General features: G+C 40.1%; 14 protein-coding genes and 4 pseudogenes. 7 read left to right on the top strand and 11 right to left on the bottom strand.

The window, feature by feature from the left end:
* The first annotated feature begins 108 nt into the window (after nt 1-108).
* Together AACQ38_RS18325 and AACQ38_RS18320 are read left to right on the top strand one after the other, a co-directional pair.
* Nucleotides 109-231: a hypothetical protein gene (locus AACQ38_RS18325; protein ID WP_255563007.1), complete on the top strand. Its 123-nt coding sequence runs from the start codon at nt 109-111 to the stop codon at nt 229-231.
* 3 nt (nt 232-234) lie between these two features.
* Nucleotides 235-324 (top strand): annotated as a pseudogene (locus AACQ38_RS18320) (type II toxin-antitoxin system prevent-host-death family antitoxin); the annotation flags it as partial.
* Between the two features lie 217 nt (nt 325-541).
* Here the strand turns inward: AACQ38_RS18320 and AACQ38_RS18315 are convergent.
* Nucleotides 542-1492, bottom strand: a complete 951-nt coding sequence (locus tag AACQ38_RS18315) for a hypothetical protein (RefSeq protein WP_165578764.1) — start codon at nt 1490-1492, stop codon at nt 542-544.
* A gap of 248 nt (nt 1493-1740) precedes the next feature.
* On the opposite strand from AACQ38_RS18315, the pseudogene AACQ38_RS24165 reads away from it, so the two are divergent.
* Nucleotides 1741-1848, top strand: a pseudogene (locus tag AACQ38_RS24165) (DNA translocase FtsK); the annotation flags it as partial.
* 166 nt (nt 1849-2014) lie between these two features.
* On the opposite strand, the gene fic reads toward AACQ38_RS24165, so the two are convergent.
* The 4 genes and pseudogenes from fic to AACQ38_RS18295 all read right to left on the bottom strand — a co-directional run bounded on the left by fic (nt 2015) and on the right by AACQ38_RS18295 (nt 5792).
* Nucleotides 2015-3124, bottom strand: coding sequence for a protein adenylyltransferase Fic (gene fic, locus AACQ38_RS18310; RefSeq protein ID WP_165578763.1), 1110 nt, complete (start codon nt 3122-3124; stop codon nt 2015-2017).
* A 219-nt stretch (nt 3125-3343) separates the two neighbouring features.
* Nucleotides 3344-3562, bottom strand: a pseudogene (locus AACQ38_RS18305) (MFS transporter); the annotation flags it as partial.
* Nucleotides 3563-3606: 44 nt separating this feature from the next.
* Entirely contained in the window at nt 3607-4824 is a 1218-nt protein-coding gene (locus AACQ38_RS18300; RefSeq protein WP_165578762.1) for an MFS transporter, read from the bottom strand.
* 47 nt (nt 4825-4871) lie between these two features.
* Nucleotides 4872-5792, bottom strand: a complete 921-nt coding sequence (locus tag AACQ38_RS18295) for a carbohydrate kinase family protein (protein WP_165578761.1) — start codon at nt 5790-5792, stop codon at nt 4872-4874.
* A gap of 514 nt (nt 5793-6306) precedes the next feature.
* On the opposite strand from AACQ38_RS18295, the gene AACQ38_RS18290 reads away from it, so the two are divergent.
* The gene (locus AACQ38_RS18290; protein ID WP_339367068.1) at nt 6307-7164 is read left to right on the top strand and encodes a transferase; all 858 of its coding nucleotides are present in this window, start codon (nt 6307-6309) and stop codon (nt 7162-7164) included.
* Nucleotides 7165-7275: 111 nt separating this feature from the next.
* On the opposite strand, the gene fdhD is transcribed toward AACQ38_RS18290, so the two are convergent.
* Complete coding sequence (gene fdhD, locus AACQ38_RS18285) at nt 7276-8106, bottom strand: formate dehydrogenase accessory sulfurtransferase FdhD (protein ID WP_011148941.1); 831 nt, start codon at nt 8104-8106, stop codon at nt 7276-7278.
* A gap of 197 nt (nt 8107-8303) precedes the next feature.
* On the opposite strand from fdhD, the gene fdnG reads away from it, so the two are divergent.
* The 3 genes from fdnG to fdoI are packed head-to-tail and all read left to right on the top strand — an operon-like array spanning nt 8304 to nt 12929.
* Nucleotides 8304-11351, top strand: a complete 3048-nt coding sequence (fdnG, locus tag AACQ38_RS18280) for a formate dehydrogenase-N subunit alpha (protein WP_165578760.1) — start codon at nt 8304-8306, stop codon at nt 11349-11351.
* Between the two features lie 10 nt (nt 11352-11361).
* Nucleotides 11362-12291, top strand: coding sequence for a formate dehydrogenase subunit beta (gene fdxH / locus AACQ38_RS18275; RefSeq protein ID WP_165578759.1), 930 nt, complete (start codon nt 11362-11364; stop codon nt 12289-12291).
* Entirely contained in the window at nt 12288-12929 is a 642-nt protein-coding gene (fdoI, locus tag AACQ38_RS18270) for a formate dehydrogenase cytochrome b556 subunit (RefSeq protein ID WP_011148943.1), read from the top strand. Before fdxH ends, fdoI begins: the two co-directional genes overlap by 4 nt.
* 400 nt (nt 12930-13329) lie before the next feature.
* Here fdoI and AACQ38_RS18265 read toward each other — a convergent pair whose 3' ends face one another.
* The 5 genes and pseudogenes from AACQ38_RS18265 to AACQ38_RS18245 all read right to left on the bottom strand — a co-directional run.
* Nucleotides 13330-14364, bottom strand: a complete 1035-nt coding sequence (locus tag AACQ38_RS18265; RefSeq protein WP_327082907.1) for a methyltransferase — start codon at nt 14362-14364, stop codon at nt 13330-13332.
* Between the two features lie 91 nt (nt 14365-14455).
* Nucleotides 14456-14692 carry a hypothetical protein gene (locus tag AACQ38_RS18260; RefSeq protein ID WP_165578758.1) on the bottom strand — a complete coding sequence of 79 codons (237 nt, stop codon included), beginning with the start codon at nt 14690-14692 and terminating at the stop codon, nt 14456-14458.
* A 300-nt stretch (nt 14693-14992) separates the two neighbouring features.
* A complete protein-coding gene (locus AACQ38_RS18255; RefSeq protein WP_165578757.1) occupies nt 14993-15163 on the bottom strand; it encodes a hypothetical protein in 171 nt (56 codons plus the stop codon).
* A gap of 113 nt (nt 15164-15276) precedes the next feature.
* Nucleotides 15277-16230 (bottom strand): methyltransferase, encoded by a 954-nt coding sequence (locus AACQ38_RS18250; protein ID WP_165578756.1) that lies wholly within the window; start codon nt 16228-16230, stop codon nt 15277-15279.
* Nucleotides 16231-16259: 29 nt separating this feature from the next.
* A pseudogene (locus AACQ38_RS18245) lies at nt 16260-16369 on the bottom strand (IS630 family transposase); the annotation flags it as partial.

Raw genomic sequence — 16369 nt, 5'->3', positions numbered from 1 at the left:
TCGGAGATACTTTAAATTCTCCATTGTTTTTTCGCCCTTCGGTTGGAAAAATTAAAAGCAAAATCAACACCATGCATTGACATTATTTTACTCTGCCATATATACCCTATGGATTTCAAGTGCATCGCGACGGCAAGGGAACGAATCCCCGGGAACATGGACAACTATGTGATCGGGGTGAGTAAATGCAACCAACAAAGAGGCGACTTAAAAGATAACGGATATAAATGAAATGAGAATTATCGAAATGCTAAACTGGATGCCGAGTTTGTTCACATTATGCAGCGCCACAGATATACTGTAGAGGCGTTGACTTACCGATGATTTGGGTGAATGCGCAGGAAATTATCGCATTCCACGATTGTATACTGCATCGTAATGGCATACATATCCTTAAATAACGACAATACACTGGAAAATCTGGCTGTAGATACCGCTACTAGTGAGAAAAGTGTTAGCCCGCTGGCACAGAATTTACGGAACGTTGGTAAAAAATACTAGCTCACTCAGCTAAAAACCCTGTTTTTCCCCATACTTAAATTTAAACTTTTCTTTTAGGAAGAGGATTATCTACATTAATATCAATGTAGTCTAAGTTATCAACATAGAAATTAACATACTCTTTATTATTGATTTTCGATCTAATTATTTCAGGCCGCCCATAAATGAAGACAAATGCTGTAGATTTTTGTGTCTGTATTATTTTTGACAACCTCTTGATGACAAGTTTTTTTACATGATATTTATCTATTAGCTTTTTGGATATAAAACAAGTTGTTTGTAGCAATTCACCATGTGAGTTTTTTATCTTTTTTTTAAATTTAATACGATATCCTTTACCTTCATACTTATCTATATAAGCCCAACCATAATATATAATCCCATACTCTGGCAACGAATCTATTTTCTGCTCCCAAATACATTTAAACACCCCAGAATATGGTATATCCATTCCAGATATATTCAATTTCCTATTTATTAACGTGTTATCCTTAATATACCTTATATAACGACTTACGATAGTTCTAACCGAGTAGACTTTCCCTATATTGCCGATTTCTTTCAGATTAAGAGCATGTGACTTTGATAGATATTTATTCCGCTTATTTCCATGATTTTTATTATCATCCTTCTTCTTAGATTCATAATAACTATCCGGGCGATGAAGTATAAAAGAATCAACTATCGACTGATCAAGTGTCTTTTTCTCTCCTTGCTTAGCATTTTCAATGACACTTAATATCTTAAGCGGAATTTTTCTCTCTATTTCACAATTAGGATGATGTTTACCATAAATGCGATAATGAGGAACTACACGCATGTTCTGCATATCTTCATCAAGATTCGCACAAGTAACCTGTGCAGAACAATCTTCGCCAGGACATATAAATAATTTTTTATTAGTAATTAATCCAGACCAATACAAATCATAAGCTCGATCAGGGTCGATATACTCATTTAATTCAATGCCATAAGCTACATCCAAAGACATATTTCATCACCATCGCACTATAATCATTCTGATAAGTTACCCCCAATAAGTTAAAAAAGCTATAGTGTTTCTCTTATCTGAAAAAGCTCCCCCCACTTCCCTAAGTACAAAAATAATGAATAATTAATAAATATCAATTAGTTATGCTATTAAAATTTACTATTGTCGCAGTAACTACTTATTTTTAAGGTCATGCCAGCGAAGTGGATATATGTATTGTAAGAAATTTTTAAGCGACACATTATTTTGTTGGCTATAACAGAGCCTTACGTATCATTGAACAGATGGAAACTGCTGATATCATCAGTATGCCGGAGAATAATGGCAACCGGAGAGTATTAGCCTCTCCATCATAAAAAAACAAAGAATAAGTCACTTCTGCAAATTACGTTTAGCTCTTTATCGTTGTATAGCCAGCAGTACTGCAACAATGAAAGCTAGCGGTTTTTACTACATCATGTTCGGCTTCAATTTTTACCAGTTATTCACAAAGATTTTTAATAAATTTGATGTAGATACTTTTCAAACTGTGTAATAACTCAATGTATTACTATCCTTAGTCATTAACTGTACCAGTTTAGGGTGAACAAATAGCTTTTCTTTCCCAGCCTGAATTTCTCGTAATACTCCAATATCACACAACTGTTTTAAATAAACCGAAGCAGTTTGACGCTTAGCAATATCACTCTCAACCAAATTACTAATACGGCAATAAGGTTGTTCAAATATCACCTGCACCAGCTCATGGCTGTAAATTTTAGGCAAACTTTGTTTTATATACTCACTGGTATGTTCAATCAATTCTCTTACCGCAGCAATTTTATTCGTAGTCCATTTAGCAGTTTGCTCTACTGCGGTTAACATATAGATAATCCACTCTTCCCATTTGCCAGCAGCAGTAACTTGGGAAAGCAACCGATAATAATCACTCTTATGTTGTACAATGTAGCGAGTTAAATAAAGAATTGGTAATGTCAAAAGCTGCTGTTCAATAAGATAGAGAATATTAATGATACGACCAGTACGTCCATTGCCATCAGTAAATGGATGAATAGCCTCAAACTGGTAGTGAGCAATAGCCATTTTGATTAATGGGTCGATTCCATCTTCTGCATGAAGAAATTGCTCCCAATTGCTGAGTAAATCACGTATCTGAGATTCTCCCTCTGGCGGCGTATAAATAATCTCACCCGTTGCCTGATTACTCAGCGTTGTACCAAGAACTTTGCGAATATTCATATCAACAGCTTTTAGTCGGCTACAAACTTCAATCGCTGTATTCGTGCATAGTGGCCGCCGAGTTAATTGTATGAACCCTTCATAAAGTGCAGTGCGGTAGCGTAGTGCTTCTTTCGTTGCAGGATCAGCCAGACTGTCTTCTTGTGCATATTGGAACAGTTTGTCTGAAGTAGTAACAATATTTTCGATTTCTGAGCTGTCTTTTGCTTCCAGCAGCGGCAACAAGTTAATGAGTAACCCCTGATTAGGCGACAATTCACCAGCTTGCTTAAGCTCAGCCAGTGCAGCTCTGGCAGGTATACAGGCTTTTAATACCGCAATAGACTCCATCACCTTTACGGTTGGTGGCAATAAGGGAATAGCATTAAAAGGCGCATCGGGCTGCCATGTCATGTTTATATTTCCTATTTTTTTCGACACGTTGCGTGTATATGTTGACGGCATCGACACGTAAAGACTTCATGTCGATAAAACCGAAAAATTTCGACACGTGTTAGCGATATGTCGATGGAATCGACATGCGGAAACCGTGCATCGAAAAAACAGGAAAATATCGACGTGTCATCAACAAACGTCGATATCATAATCCATCCCTCGCACCATAAAACAGAACTACTCAGCCACTAACCTAATCTTCGCTGCTCTCCATGCGGTAAACAGCGCCAGCAATGGTGCGATAGCAAATAACAAGAATAACCAGTATGCGGCAGAAGCTGTCCCCGTTACACCACCCGGTTCATTAAATCCTGAAAGGTTCACCACCATCCCCGCCAATGCGGCTCTAAAGGCAGTAGCGAAGAGCTGCACGGTTGTAATTGAAGCAGCACCAATTCACGACGCTGCGCTTATCGCATAACTGGCAACATTAAGTCCGATTAAACTGCACTGCTACTTTCTCGGCTGACTTCTCCATTAAACATAAAAAACAGTGTGCCCGTCAGTAATATCAATCCACCCGATATCATTAAAAGAGATTGAATACTAATATAGTCAGCAATGGGGCCAAACAGCACCATACCTAATGGTAGAGAGCAAGACATAGCAATCTGAACTAAACTGAATACCCTGCCCATCATTTCAAGTTCGACTCTTTCCTGAAAAACCGCAGTTATCGGTGCATTAAAACAAGGTGTTACCATGCCCAAAAAGATATTGAGTACCAGATAAAGCGGGAACCAATAGGCATTACCAAGAGCGATCATAAATATGCCAAACAACGCACAAGCTACCGCCGTTATACGCATTTTGTTTTTATATTCACTCCAGAAAGAAATCAGCAATCCACCTAAAACCGCGCCAGCACTAAATGTCATTTCATTAATGGCTAAACGCCACGGCTCTTCCCCAAATGTCCTGTTAACTAATAAAGGTGTCAAAAATGCAGCCGGACTAACCAGAAAGCAGACACAAATCAGAAAAATCAAAAGATTTCTGATTAGTTTATTCTCTTGCAAATAACGGAAACCCGCTAAGATTGCCTGAAATTTATTATCCGGCATGGAGCCAGAAACAATTTTAGGAATAGGAATAAACGCAACAATACTAATGCCGATAATGGCAGTCGTTACATCCACTAAAAAAATATTCTCAATTGAAGTTTGAGAATATAAAAAGCCACTGATAGCAGGAGATGCCAACATCATCAGTGAAGTCAGAGAAGTATTAATACCATTGACCCGCAGCAATTTCTCTTTCGGCACGAGTTGCGGAATAATCGCATTAACAGCCGGCATTTGGATGCCCGTCCCGAACGAGCGGACAATCAGTGCGACAAATAACAGCTCAATGCTCTTAAATCCGAGCATAAAAGAGATTGCTAAACCAAGAGTGACTAATGCAATTAACGCATCAGAGGCAATACTGAGCCACTTACGGTTATAAGTATCTGCCCAAACACCGGCAAATAAAGAGATCAATACCTGAGGAAGAAATGCGCAGAGCACCGAAATAGCCAGCATTTCCCCCGATGAAGTACTTAGGGTGATATACCAGACGATAGAGAACTGGACAATGGAAGAACCTAGCAAAGAAATTGTTTGAGCTGATAAAAATAAAGCCGTTTTGCGTTTCCAACCTGGAAGTAATGCACTCATTTTAACTACGCCCCTTAAAACCTAAGAGGTGTAGTGCTTGAAAATAATTATTCAAACACAAACTCCTCTAGTTCTTTTATTGTCGGTGCACCAGCAGCACCAGAACGGTTGACGACAATAGCAGCAACACGATTGCCAAGTTCAACAGCATCTCTCAGCGACATTCCCTGCGATAATCCCGCCAGCATGCCACCACTATGGGCATCACCAGCACCGATGGTATCCACCACTTTTACTTTATAAGCAGCAACATATTCTGGCTTACGATCAGGCAGACATATCCATGTACCCTGTGAACCTAACCGGCAGATAATAGTGATTTTTCTTTCGCTGGAATAACGGCTAGCTTGGACGACAGGATCACCTTCTCCACACAATATAGCAACTTCATCACGGTTCAGTGTCAGAATGGTCCGGTCAGCAGGTAATGCATCAAGGAAAGTGGGATCTATTTCTGGTAAACGCGGACCAAAATCCAGCAATAACGTCTGCCCGGATGGAGACGCCAGTAACCAGTCACATAAAATCGCCGTTGATTTACTCGCCATGACATAACCACTGGAGTAGATATACCCCCTTTCCGGCAAAACAATAGAAGAGAGCATTGCCGTACTCCAGTCAACTTCACAACCACTCACGGAGACAAAACTTCTTTCACCGTCCGGTTCAACCATTGCCAAACACCAACCATTATCAAGATATGGATTGGTCAATGTGACCTCAAGCCCAAGGTCCTGCATCTCTTTGGTTATCTGCTCCCCCCAGCATCCGTTACCAACCGGGATACCATTAATCACAGGGATTTGCAGGCGAACTAAAGCCCGAGCAACATTGAAACCTGAACCACCAATCTGCCGATCAATTTCTTTAGCTTCCTGATCTGCTCCACTACGAGGAAGTCTCGGTAAACTAAGAACAATATCTCCTGCCGCCGCAGCAATTACAGTAATCGGTAGTAAACCCGCCATCAGGCTCTCCTCTTACTGGCCTAAATATCAGCCATAGTCACATCAAATTGGAAAAGAAACAGATAAATCACTTAGGAAAGAAAACTTGCAGCAATAATTGAATTGCTGAATTCATATACATAATAAATACTTATACTTTAACATTAATCAGGTTCAATAAAAGTCAACCTGTATCAATTATGTGATACCAATGTGATTGATCTCCAATTTATCGGTCATAAGGCGATGACAATCCCTGTGTGAAATAGTGACACATAATCATTGTTATCAAGATATATGAAAACTCATGGAAAATATTGATGAATTCATAAAATTATCCTCATGAGGAGAGCCAAAACGAATGAGTTATTTAAAGGAATACGAACATGTTTACTTCCGGATTAACGATGTTGCACTTATTATGTGAATCCAAGTATGCTTGATAAATAAAAATTTAATTTAAATAATTAATAAAAGATAAAAAATTTATTTAATTAGCTCTTAGTAACAATTACTTAAAACATATTATCTCTTTATGTCTATAAATATTACTGCTATTCTACATAATTATCAACTCATGAAGCATTTATCAATCTTACGAATTACTTTTACCGGAAATCCTACTTTGAAAACACACATTATTATTCAATCTGCAAAACAACGACCTGATTTAAAAAATGCCACTGATGAGCTTATTTATAATAATTGGCCTTTGTTTATGCAGAACTCCCCAGTAACATATGAGCATTGGAATAAATTATTTAAATCAGATTTCAGCCGTTTTCAGCAATTTGCTATTTTGCAGCAAGGAGAAAAACAGCGATTAATTGGTGTTGCTAATTCAGTACCTTTCCCTTGGGAAGGCGATTCATTAGAACAACTGCCAGATAATGGTTGGGATGAAGTTTTCCGCAGAGGTATGTTTGCCCGTGGAAAAAAAGTAACAAAAATGTTGTCAGCACTGTCAGTAACAGTATCTCCTGAATTTCGTGGCAAGAATTTACCGGCATTACTCATTAGTAGCTTAAAACAAGCGGCTATTGAGGAGGGGTTAAAAGGGTTAGTTGTTCCTGTTAGGCCGACGTTAAAGCAAAACTATCCATTGCAGGATTTTGTACAATACTGTAGATGGAAAAATGACAACAATGAACCTTTTGATCCTTGGATTCGGACACACTGGCGCCTGGGAGCGAAGATTATTCAACCGGCTATGCACTCAATGTCTATAAATGCCACGCTTGATAAATGGCAGGAATGGACAGGAATGAAATTTCTGCAAAGTGGGCAGTATATTATTCCTGGTGGTTTAGTGCCGCTAGTGGTGGATGTACAACAACAAATGGCTTATTACATTGAACCCAACCTATGGATGTTTCACAACTTGCATGCGTGATTTAGCATTATTAAGACAATCTCTGTTGATTTAAGATAAAAATAAACTTTTCACCTTAATCACAGCGGGGGGGAATATAGGCACTCTTGATATTGCATATTCTTAGCGGGTTTAACTTATTAATCTCTCAGCATGGGTATAAATAGTCGCTTTACCGGGTTTACAGAAACCAACCAAGGTCAAATGACATCGGTCAGCGATTTCTACCGCTAATGAAGTTGCGGCTGAAACAGCCAATAAAATTTCAACGCCACAGATGGCTGACTTTTGTACCATCTCATAACTGGCACGGCTGGATACCAGAACAGCGCCTTGCTGCCAGCCTGTTTTTGCCTTCATGCCTAGCATCTTGTCCAGTGCAACATGCCGACCTACATCCTCACATCCGCCCAATAATTTACCTTCCGGATTGATCCAACCTGCTGCATGAGTACAACCTGTCAATGCACCAACATCTTGGACGCTAGTCAATTGAGAGAGAGCATAGTCAAGCTGGTTTAATGAAAAAGTTTGAGTGAAAGGCAACGGGGAAATAGGGCGAAAAATATCAGAAAGTTGTTCTGCTCCACAGATGCCGCAACCTGTTCGTCCCGCCAGATTACGTCTGCGCTCTTTCAAACCCGCAAAACGGCGGCTAGAAAGTTCTATTTGCAACTCAATGCCGCCGCGACAATGAGCGACAATATCAATACTACGAATCTCGTGTTGAGATTCAATGATGCCTTCGGAAAGTGAAAATCCAATAGCGAAATATTCGAGATCTTTGGGACTTGCCATCATCACAACATGCGAAATACCGTTATAAACTAAAGCAACAGGAACTTCTTCTGCAATCCAATCAACTTTTAATGTATCGAAATGGTGTTTTTGTTGCACATTCGTTCGTGTTACCCCCTCAATCACACCAAATGGTAACAACTTCCCTGATTTTACGTTATACATTAGATGAGTTCCTAATAGTGTTACGACACAATAATTGTGTGGAAAAAAGAGTCTATACTATTTGTCAGGCAATAAATCTGATCCCGCTACGGAAAGTGGTTTTAATAAGAAAGAATACATTTGAAATTTTTCCCATGATGGAATGGATACTGTTTTAAGACAATGCATTTTAAGACAATGTGAGCGAGGAGATTCCCATGCAAGTCAGCAGAAGGCAGTTCTTTAAGATCTGCGCTGGCGGTATGGCAGGTACAACGGTAGCAGCATTGGGCTTTGCACCAACCGCAGCCCTTGCACAAACGCGTAATTATAAACTGTTGCGTGCACGTGAAACCCGAAATACCTGTACATACTGCTCTGTCGGCTGTGGGCTGTTGATGTACAGCCTTGGCGATGGCGCAAAAAATGCGAAAGCAACTATTTTTCATATTGAAGGTGATCCTGATCACCCAGTAAACCGCGGTGCACTTTGTCCTAAAGGGGCGGGCTTGGTTGATTTTATTCATAGCGAAAGCCGCCTGAAATATCCGGAATATCGTGCAGCAGGTTCTGACAAATGGCAACGTATTACTTGGGATGAGGCATTTGATCGCATTGCTAAACTAATGAAAGCAGACCGTGACGCTAATTTCATTAAAACCAATCAAGAGGGTGTCACAGTCAATCGTTGGCTGACGACCGGTATGCTGTGTGCATCCGCTGCCAGTAACGAAACAGGTTATCTATCGCAAAAATTTAGTCGCGCTCTCGGCATGCTCGCCGTAGACAACCAAGCACGTGTCTGACACGGACCAACGGTAGCAAGTCTTGCTCCAACATTTGGTCGCGGTGCGATGACCAACCATTGGGTTGATATCAAGAACGCGAATCTGATCGTCGTTATGGGTGGTAACGCTGCCGAAGCACATCCAGTGGGATTCCGCTGGGCAATGGAAGCCAAAATCCATAATAACGCTAAGTTAATTGTGATTGATCCGCGTTTTACCCGTACAGCATCTGTGGCGGATTTCTATACTCCAATCCGTTCTGGTACTGATATTGCTTTCTTGTCAGGTGTCATTTTATACCTACTGACCAACGATAAGATTAATCATGAATATGTCGAGGCGTATACCAACGCCAGTCTGATCGTGCGTGAAGATTACTCGTTCGATGATGGTTTGTTCAGTGGTTACGATGCAGAAAAACGTCAATACGATAAAACCAGTTGGAACTATGCACTGGATGAAAACGGCTTTGCTCAACGTGATATCACACTTAAGCACCCACGTTGTGTATGGAATCTGCTAAAAGAGCACGTTAGTCGTTACACGCCAGATGTCGTCAGTAATATTTGCGGTACGCCAAAAGAGGACTTCCTGAAAGTCTGTGAATATATTGCAGAAACTTGTGTTAAGGATAAGACCGCTTCTTTTCTGTACGCGCTGGGTTGGACTCAACACTCAGTGGGTGCACAGAACATCCGGACTATGGCAATAATCCAGCTACTGTTGGGCAATATGGGGATGGCAGGTGGCGGTGTTAATGCATTGCGGGGTCACTCGAATATTCAGGGATTGACTGATTTGGGGCTGTTGTCGCAAAGCTTGCCGGGATATCTGACACTCCCCTCAGAGAAACAGGCTGATTTGCAAACTTACCTCCAGGCAAATACGCCAAAACCAATGCGGCCGGGTCAGGTTAACTATTGGGGTAACTACCCAAAATTCTTTATCAGTCTGATGAAGAGTTTCTACGGAGATAATGCCCGTAAAGATAACGACTGGGGTTTTGACTGGCTGCCGAAATGGGACAAAGGTTATGACGTTCTGCAATTTTTTGACATGATGTCGAAAGGTGAAGTGAATGGCTATATTTGTCAGGGCTTTAACCCGGTAGCCTCTTTTCCGAATAAAAACAAAGTCGTTGGTGCCCTGTCGAAACTGAAATTCCTGATCACGATCGATCCGCTTAATACTGAAACTTCAACTTTCTGGCAGAACCACGGTGAATTTAATGAAGTCGATTCATCCAAAATTCAGACAGAAGTTTTCCGCCTGCCATGTTGCTGTTTTGCAGAGGAAAATGGCTCAATTGTTAACTCTGGCCGCTGGTTGCAATGGCACTGGAAAGGGGCTGATGCACCGGGAGAAGCCATCGGTGATGGCGAAATCCTTTCAGGAATCTTCAAACGTCTGCGGGATATGTACCGCGCGGAAGGGGGTGCATCCCCAGAGCCGATGCTGAGCATGACTTGGGATTACTTCAACCCGGACAACCCCACATCAGAAGAGGTGGCTCAAGAGAGTAATGGCCGGGCACTGGTTGATCTGATTGATGCTAATGGCAACGTCATCGTGAAACAAGGTCAGCAATTAACCTCTTTTGCGCAGCTACGTGATGATGGCACGACCGCCAGTGGTTGTTGGATCTTTGCTGGAAGCTGGACGCCGGAAGGTAACCAAATGGCCCGTCGTGATAACGCAGATCCATCAGGATTGGGTAATACGCTAGGTTGGGCATGGGCATGGCCGTTAAACCGTCGTATTTTGTACAATCGCGCATCGGCTGATCCGCAGGGTAAGCCGTGGGACCCGAAACGTCAGTTACTGACGTGGGATGGTACTAAGTGGGGTGGTGTCGATACTGCTGATTACAGCGTGGCGGCACCGGAAACGGATGTTGGTCCATTTATCATGCAACCGGAAGGTATGGCACGTCTGTTTGCTATTGATAAGATGGCTGAAGGGCCGTTCCCTGAACACTATGAACCTTTTGAAACACCATTGGGGACCAATCCATTGCATCCGAATGTGGTATCCAACCCGGCAGCCCGAGTGTTCAAAAGCGACTTTGAAGCAATGGGTAAGCCAGATAAATTCCCTTATGTAGGAACGACTTACCGCTTGACAGAGCATTTCCACTATTGGACAAAACATGCATTATTGAACTCGATTATCCAACCTGAACAGTTTGTAGAAATCGGTGAAAAACTGGCGGAAAAGAAAGGCATCAAACACGGTGATACCGTCAAGGTTAGCTCTAATCGTGGTTACATCAAAGCGAAAGCGGTTGTCACCAAACGTATTCGAACCCTGAATGTACATGGTCGTGAAGTAGATACTATCGGTATTCCGATTCATTGGGGCTTTGAAGGGGCTGCGAAGAAAGGCTTTATTGCCAATACGTTGACACCATTTGTTGGGGATGCGAACACACAAACGCCTGAGTTCAAAGCGTTCCTGGTTAATATAGAAAAGGTGTAAGGGAGAAATCATGTCATTGCAAACTCAAGACATCATTCGTCGCTCTGCCACAAATTCTTTTACTCCTGCACCACGGGTGCGGGATGACCAAGAGGGCGTTGCAAAACTGATTGATGTGACAACATGTATCGGTTGTAAAGCTTGTCAGGTGGCCTGTTCTGAGTGGAACGATATCCGTGACGAAATCGGTCATAACGTTGGTGTTTATGATAACCCGGCGGACTTAACCGCTAAATCATGGACCGTGATGCGCTTCTCAGAAGTTGAAGAGAACGGCAAACTGGAATGGCTGATTCGTAAAGATGGTTGTATGCACTGTGCTGATCCAGGCTGCTTGAAAGCTTGTCCAGCCGAAGGGGCGATTATCCAGTATGCAAATGGGATTGTTGATTTTCAGTCTGAACACTGTATCGGCTGTGGCTACTGTATCGCGGGTTGTCCGTTCAATGTGCCACGGATCAACAAAGAAGATAACCGGGTATATAAGTGCACTCTGTGTGTTGACCGCGTTAACGTCGGTCAGGAACCTGCCTGTGTGAAAACCTGTCCGACCGGTGCAATCCATTTTGGCAGTAAAAAAGCGATGAAAGATTTGGCGGCTGAACGGGTGAGTGAGTTGAAAGGCCGAGGTTATGAGAACGCGGGCCTGTACGATCCTGATGGGGTTGGTGGGACTCATGTGATGTATGTGCTACACCATGCTAACAAACCACAGCTATATCATGGCTTACCGGACAATCCCGCTATCAGCCCGACCGTCACCTTCTGGAAAGGTATCTGGAAACCGCTGGCCGCAGTGGGATTTGCTGCCACATTCGCTGCCAGCCTCTTCCATTATGTGGGAATTGGACCAAACCGAGTAACTGAAGAAGACGAGGAAAATGCGCGTCGTGATACGGAATCATCACAAAAATCAGCTAATGGGGAGGAACAGCAATGAAAAGCAGGAAAGATATTATTATCCGTCACTCACCTGTTGAGCGAATAAACCATTGGGCGGTAGTGCTCTGTTTTTTCTTTACCGCCATTAGTGGATTAGGATTCTTTTTCCCCTCTTTTAACTGGCTGATGAATATCTTCGGTACACCTCAATTGTCACGGATTTTGCATCCCTTTGTTGGTTCAGTGATGTTTATTTTATTTATCTTTATGTTCTTCAGATATTTTAAACATAACTTTATCGACAAAGATGACATTATATGGCTAAAAAATATCCGTAAGATTGTAAAAAATGAGGAAGCGGGTGATATTGGTCAGTATAACTTAGGTCAAAAAGGGGTTTATTGGTCTATCACTATTTTCCTGATATTACTCGCTGTCAGTGGTGTTATTATTTGGCGCCCCTATTTTGCTGATCTCTTCTCTATTCCAATAATTCGAATTGCGCTTCTAATCCATTCAATGTCAGCTATTGGTTTAATCTTGACGATTATGGTTCACGCTTATGCGGCATTCTGGGTGAAAGGAACTCTTCGAGCAATGGTTGAAGGTTGGGTAACCCGTGGATGGGCAAAGAAACATCACCCACGTTGGTATCGTGAAATAATGAAACAGGAGCAGCAAGAAGAGAAACGTTAATACGTTTATAATCATCGCAGCAGGATAAGTATATCCTGCTTATACCCTATGGATTTCAAGATGCATCGCGGCGGCAAGGGAGCGAATCCCCGGGAGCATAGCAAACGATGTGAGCGGGGTGAGCGAGCGCAGCCAACAAAGAAGCAACTTGAAGGATAACGGATATATTCCTTATTAAGCACGAATAATGCAAGGAATGATTAAATATTAGGTTTAATATTTTTATTTAATTTATTCTTTTATCATCAATTTTTAAATTCAATTCACTTTCTATTTTAATCTATATATCTCTTTAATATAAAAAAGCATCAAAAAATCTTGATGCTTTTTTTATATATTAATTCCTCAAAAACACAATATCATGTAATCATCTTTGGGAATAATCTGTAGTTCCTACAATCTATTTTATCTGTAGTTTGATAAATGAATACGGTGAATATGATTGATCTATAACTTTAGTCTCTTGAACGACAAGTCCAGCTTGGTTAGCCAGATATTCGAATTCAGTAAAACTACGTTCTTTCCCTAAAAATAACACATCCATTAATATATCGAAAGATCTAGAAAATTCTGGCTCTTTCACCATATTTATCAATAATAGAGATGAGTTTTTATCCATTGCTTTGCGGAAATTCTCCAAAATGAGTATTGAGTCACTATCGGACCAATTATGGAGAACATTTTTTAAAATATATAAATCATAACCCGATGGAATTGAATTTAGAAAATTTCCATTGATAAAATCTATATTATCAGAAACGGGAAGCTCACTATATCTATCCAATACAGCGTAATGTTTTCCTTTTACTTTTTCACTAATTCTTACTAAAAGCTCCCCTTCGCCCCCTCCAACATCTAATATTCTATTGTGCTGATTAAAATCATAAATACCAAGTAACTTCTCAACGATTAAATTTGAGACTCTTGTCATTAAAGCATCAAAATTTGATTTGAGAAACTTGTTACCATCCAAATATTCAAAGAATGGCCTGCCATGTGCCATTTCAAATGCCGATTTGCCATCATCTTCAAATAGGGATTTTCCATACATTAACCAAGCGTTACTGTAATGTGAGCAAATTTCAAGCTTTATCATGAATGACTCAAAACTTTCAGGATTGGCAAAAACATGACACTCATCAGAAAGCCTGAATTTATTATCGTTACTAACCAACACTCCCATTTCAACTAAGAAATCACATAATCGACTAAACCGAGCATAATTAACACCAGATTTACGGGAAAGCTCGCTTATATCGACATAAATTCCATCTTTAAAGTGAGTAGATAATCCGGTATCAACAAAAGCATGAATTGCAGCTGATCTTCTATTTGATGCAATTAGTTCAGTTAGCATTGAGCCATCCTTTTTATCTGTATACCCGTTATCTTTCAAGTTGCCTCTTTGTTGGCTGCACTCACTCACCCCGGTCACATCGTTATCTATGCTCCCGGGGATTCGCTCCCTTGCCGTCGCGAAGCATCTTGAAATCCATAGGGTATATATTATGAAAAAATTAAGTATTTTATCCAAAATCCAAGAAATAACATGATGATAGATTGGATATCGCAACAATCTGTTTATACCCGTTATCCTTCAAGTTGCCTCTTTGTTGGCTGCACTCGCTCACCCCGGTCACATCGTTTGCTATGCTCCTGGGGATTCGCTCCCTTGCCGTCGCGATCCATCTTGAAATCCATTGGGTATAAAACAAAATGTAATTATTAACTTTGTTACTTTTTCGCGCAAAGATATAATTCACTTTGCTTCCGCATTGTTAAAAGTAAGCTACCAGATTATATTAAATTTGATAAAAAGAAATGACAAAGATCACAATTAGCTCTTCTCAGAATTCTTGATGGTTAAATATAAAAAAATAACGTAGAATATATATTACTATTTACATTCATTTATAGAAGAAATAAATAATTATAAAACCTGAAAAACTATAAGGTATTTTATAAACATACTATTTCAACAATAGGAAAAAAATGTCAATGAGTTCCTCTTCAAATATCATCAATGAAAGGTAGTCATATTCTACCCATTGTTAATTAACAGCCTATCTCAACAAGGTTATTGGGATAGACGCTAAGTTTAATGCAATAATATAAGATAGAAATATGGCATCAGATATTTTGATGCCATATTTGTTATACCTGTTTTCAGAGACACTATACCCGTCATCTTTCAAGTTGCTTCTTTGTTGGCTGCACTCACTCATCCCGGTCACATAGTTACCTATGCTCCCGGGGATTCGCTCCCTTGCCGTCGCGATACATCTTGAAATCCATAGGGTATATATCCATATAACTATTTTTGTGGAGTTCCATAATTATCTGTAGTTTATTTTACACCTAGCTCTATAATTGAATATTTCTCATTTATCTCTTTGATATCTTTAACGACAAATCCTGCTTGGTGAGCCAAATCTTCTAATTCATTCAAATAACGCTCTTTTCCTAATAATAGTACATCCATTAATATATCCGTAGAGTCAATTATTTCTAATTTTAATTTTTTCACCGTACCTATCAACAAAATAGTTGCATTATCATCCATAGCTTTTCGGCAATTCTCTAAAATGAGTATTGCGTTACTATCAGACCAATTATGGATAACATTCTTTAAAATATATAAATCATAACCAGATGGAACTAATTTAAAAAAATCTCCGTTTATAAATTCAATATCTTCTAAAACAGGTGTTTCATTATATCTGTCCAATACAGCGTAATCTTTTCCTTTGATTTTTTCATTTATTCTTATCAAAAGATTTCCTTCTCCTCCGCCAACATCTAATATTCTGTTATGTTGACTAAAATCATAAATATCAAGTAATTTCTCTATTATTTTGTCCGAGTTTTTTGACATAAAAGAATCAAAATTTGATCTGAACAATTCATGATGATCCAAATATTCAAAGAAGGGTTTTCCATGCGCTATTTCAAATGCCGTTTTGCTATTATTTTCATATAAGGATTTTGAATACATTGACCAAGCTTTCCAGTATTCTGGGCTAACTTCGCACCTTATCATCAATGATTCCATACTTTCCGGATCGGCAAGTGCACTGCATTCCTCAGAAAGTGCCACTCCCTCATTGCAGCTAACCAATACCCCTATTTTGATTAAATATTCACATAATCGGCTAAAGCGAGAATGATCAAGGCCATATTGGCTGGCAAGTTCACTGATATTTACGCAGGCCCCATCTTTAAAGTGAACAGATAAACCCATATCAACAAAAGCATAAATTACGGTTGATTTTCTACATGATGTAATAAGATCGATTAGCATAGCGTTATCCTGTATATACCCAAGAAACTTCAAGATGCAGTTTTTAGCACCTGAAAATGGTCGTTAATTCTAGACATCAGCGAGTCCGCTATATCCGGTAGCGTTGTGGTGAAAAATTTGAAGACGTTGTCTCGAAATT

The organism is Photorhabdus sp. RW14-46 (genome assembly GCF_963887965.1).
GTDB classification, from domain to species: Bacteria; Pseudomonadota; Gammaproteobacteria; order Enterobacterales; family Enterobacteriaceae; genus Photorhabdus; species Photorhabdus laumondii.
This window is presented reverse-complemented; position numbering and strand designations above follow the sequence as displayed.

Excerpts from the sequence above, each read along its gene's own strand:
- AACQ38_RS18325 (WP_255563007.1), top strand. The coding sequence starts at position 109 with ATGGATTTCAAGTGCATCGCGACGGCAAGGGAACGAATCCCCGGGAAC.
- AACQ38_RS18315 (WP_165578764.1), bottom strand. The coding sequence starts at position 1,492 with ATGTCTTTGGATGTAGCTTATGGCATTGAATTAAATGAGTATATCGAC.
- fic (WP_165578763.1), bottom strand. The coding sequence starts at position 3,124 with ATGACATGGCAGCCCGATGCGCCTTTTAATGCTATTCCCTTATTGCCA.
- AACQ38_RS18300 (WP_165578762.1), bottom strand. The coding sequence starts at position 4,824 with ATGAGTGCATTACTTCCAGGTTGGAAACGCAAAACGGCTTTATTTTTA.
- AACQ38_RS18295 (WP_165578761.1), bottom strand. The coding sequence starts at position 5,792 with ATGGCGGGTTTACTACCGATTACTGTAATTGCTGCGGCGGCAGGAGAT.
- AACQ38_RS18290 (WP_339367068.1), top strand. The coding sequence starts at position 6,307 with ATGTCTATAAATATTACTGCTATTCTACATAATTATCAACTCATGAAG.
- fdhD (WP_011148941.1), bottom strand. The coding sequence starts at position 8,106 with ATGTATAACGTAAAATCAGGGAAGTTGTTACCATTTGGTGTGATTGAG.
- fdxH (WP_165578759.1), top strand. The coding sequence starts at position 11,362 with ATGTCATTGCAAACTCAAGACATCATTCGTCGCTCTGCCACAAATTCT.
- fdoI (WP_011148943.1), top strand. The coding sequence starts at position 12,288 with ATGAAAAGCAGGAAAGATATTATTATCCGTCACTCACCTGTTGAGCGA.
- AACQ38_RS18250 (WP_165578756.1), bottom strand. The coding sequence starts at position 16,230 with ATGCTAATCGATCTTATTACATCATGTAGAAAATCAACCGTAATTTAT.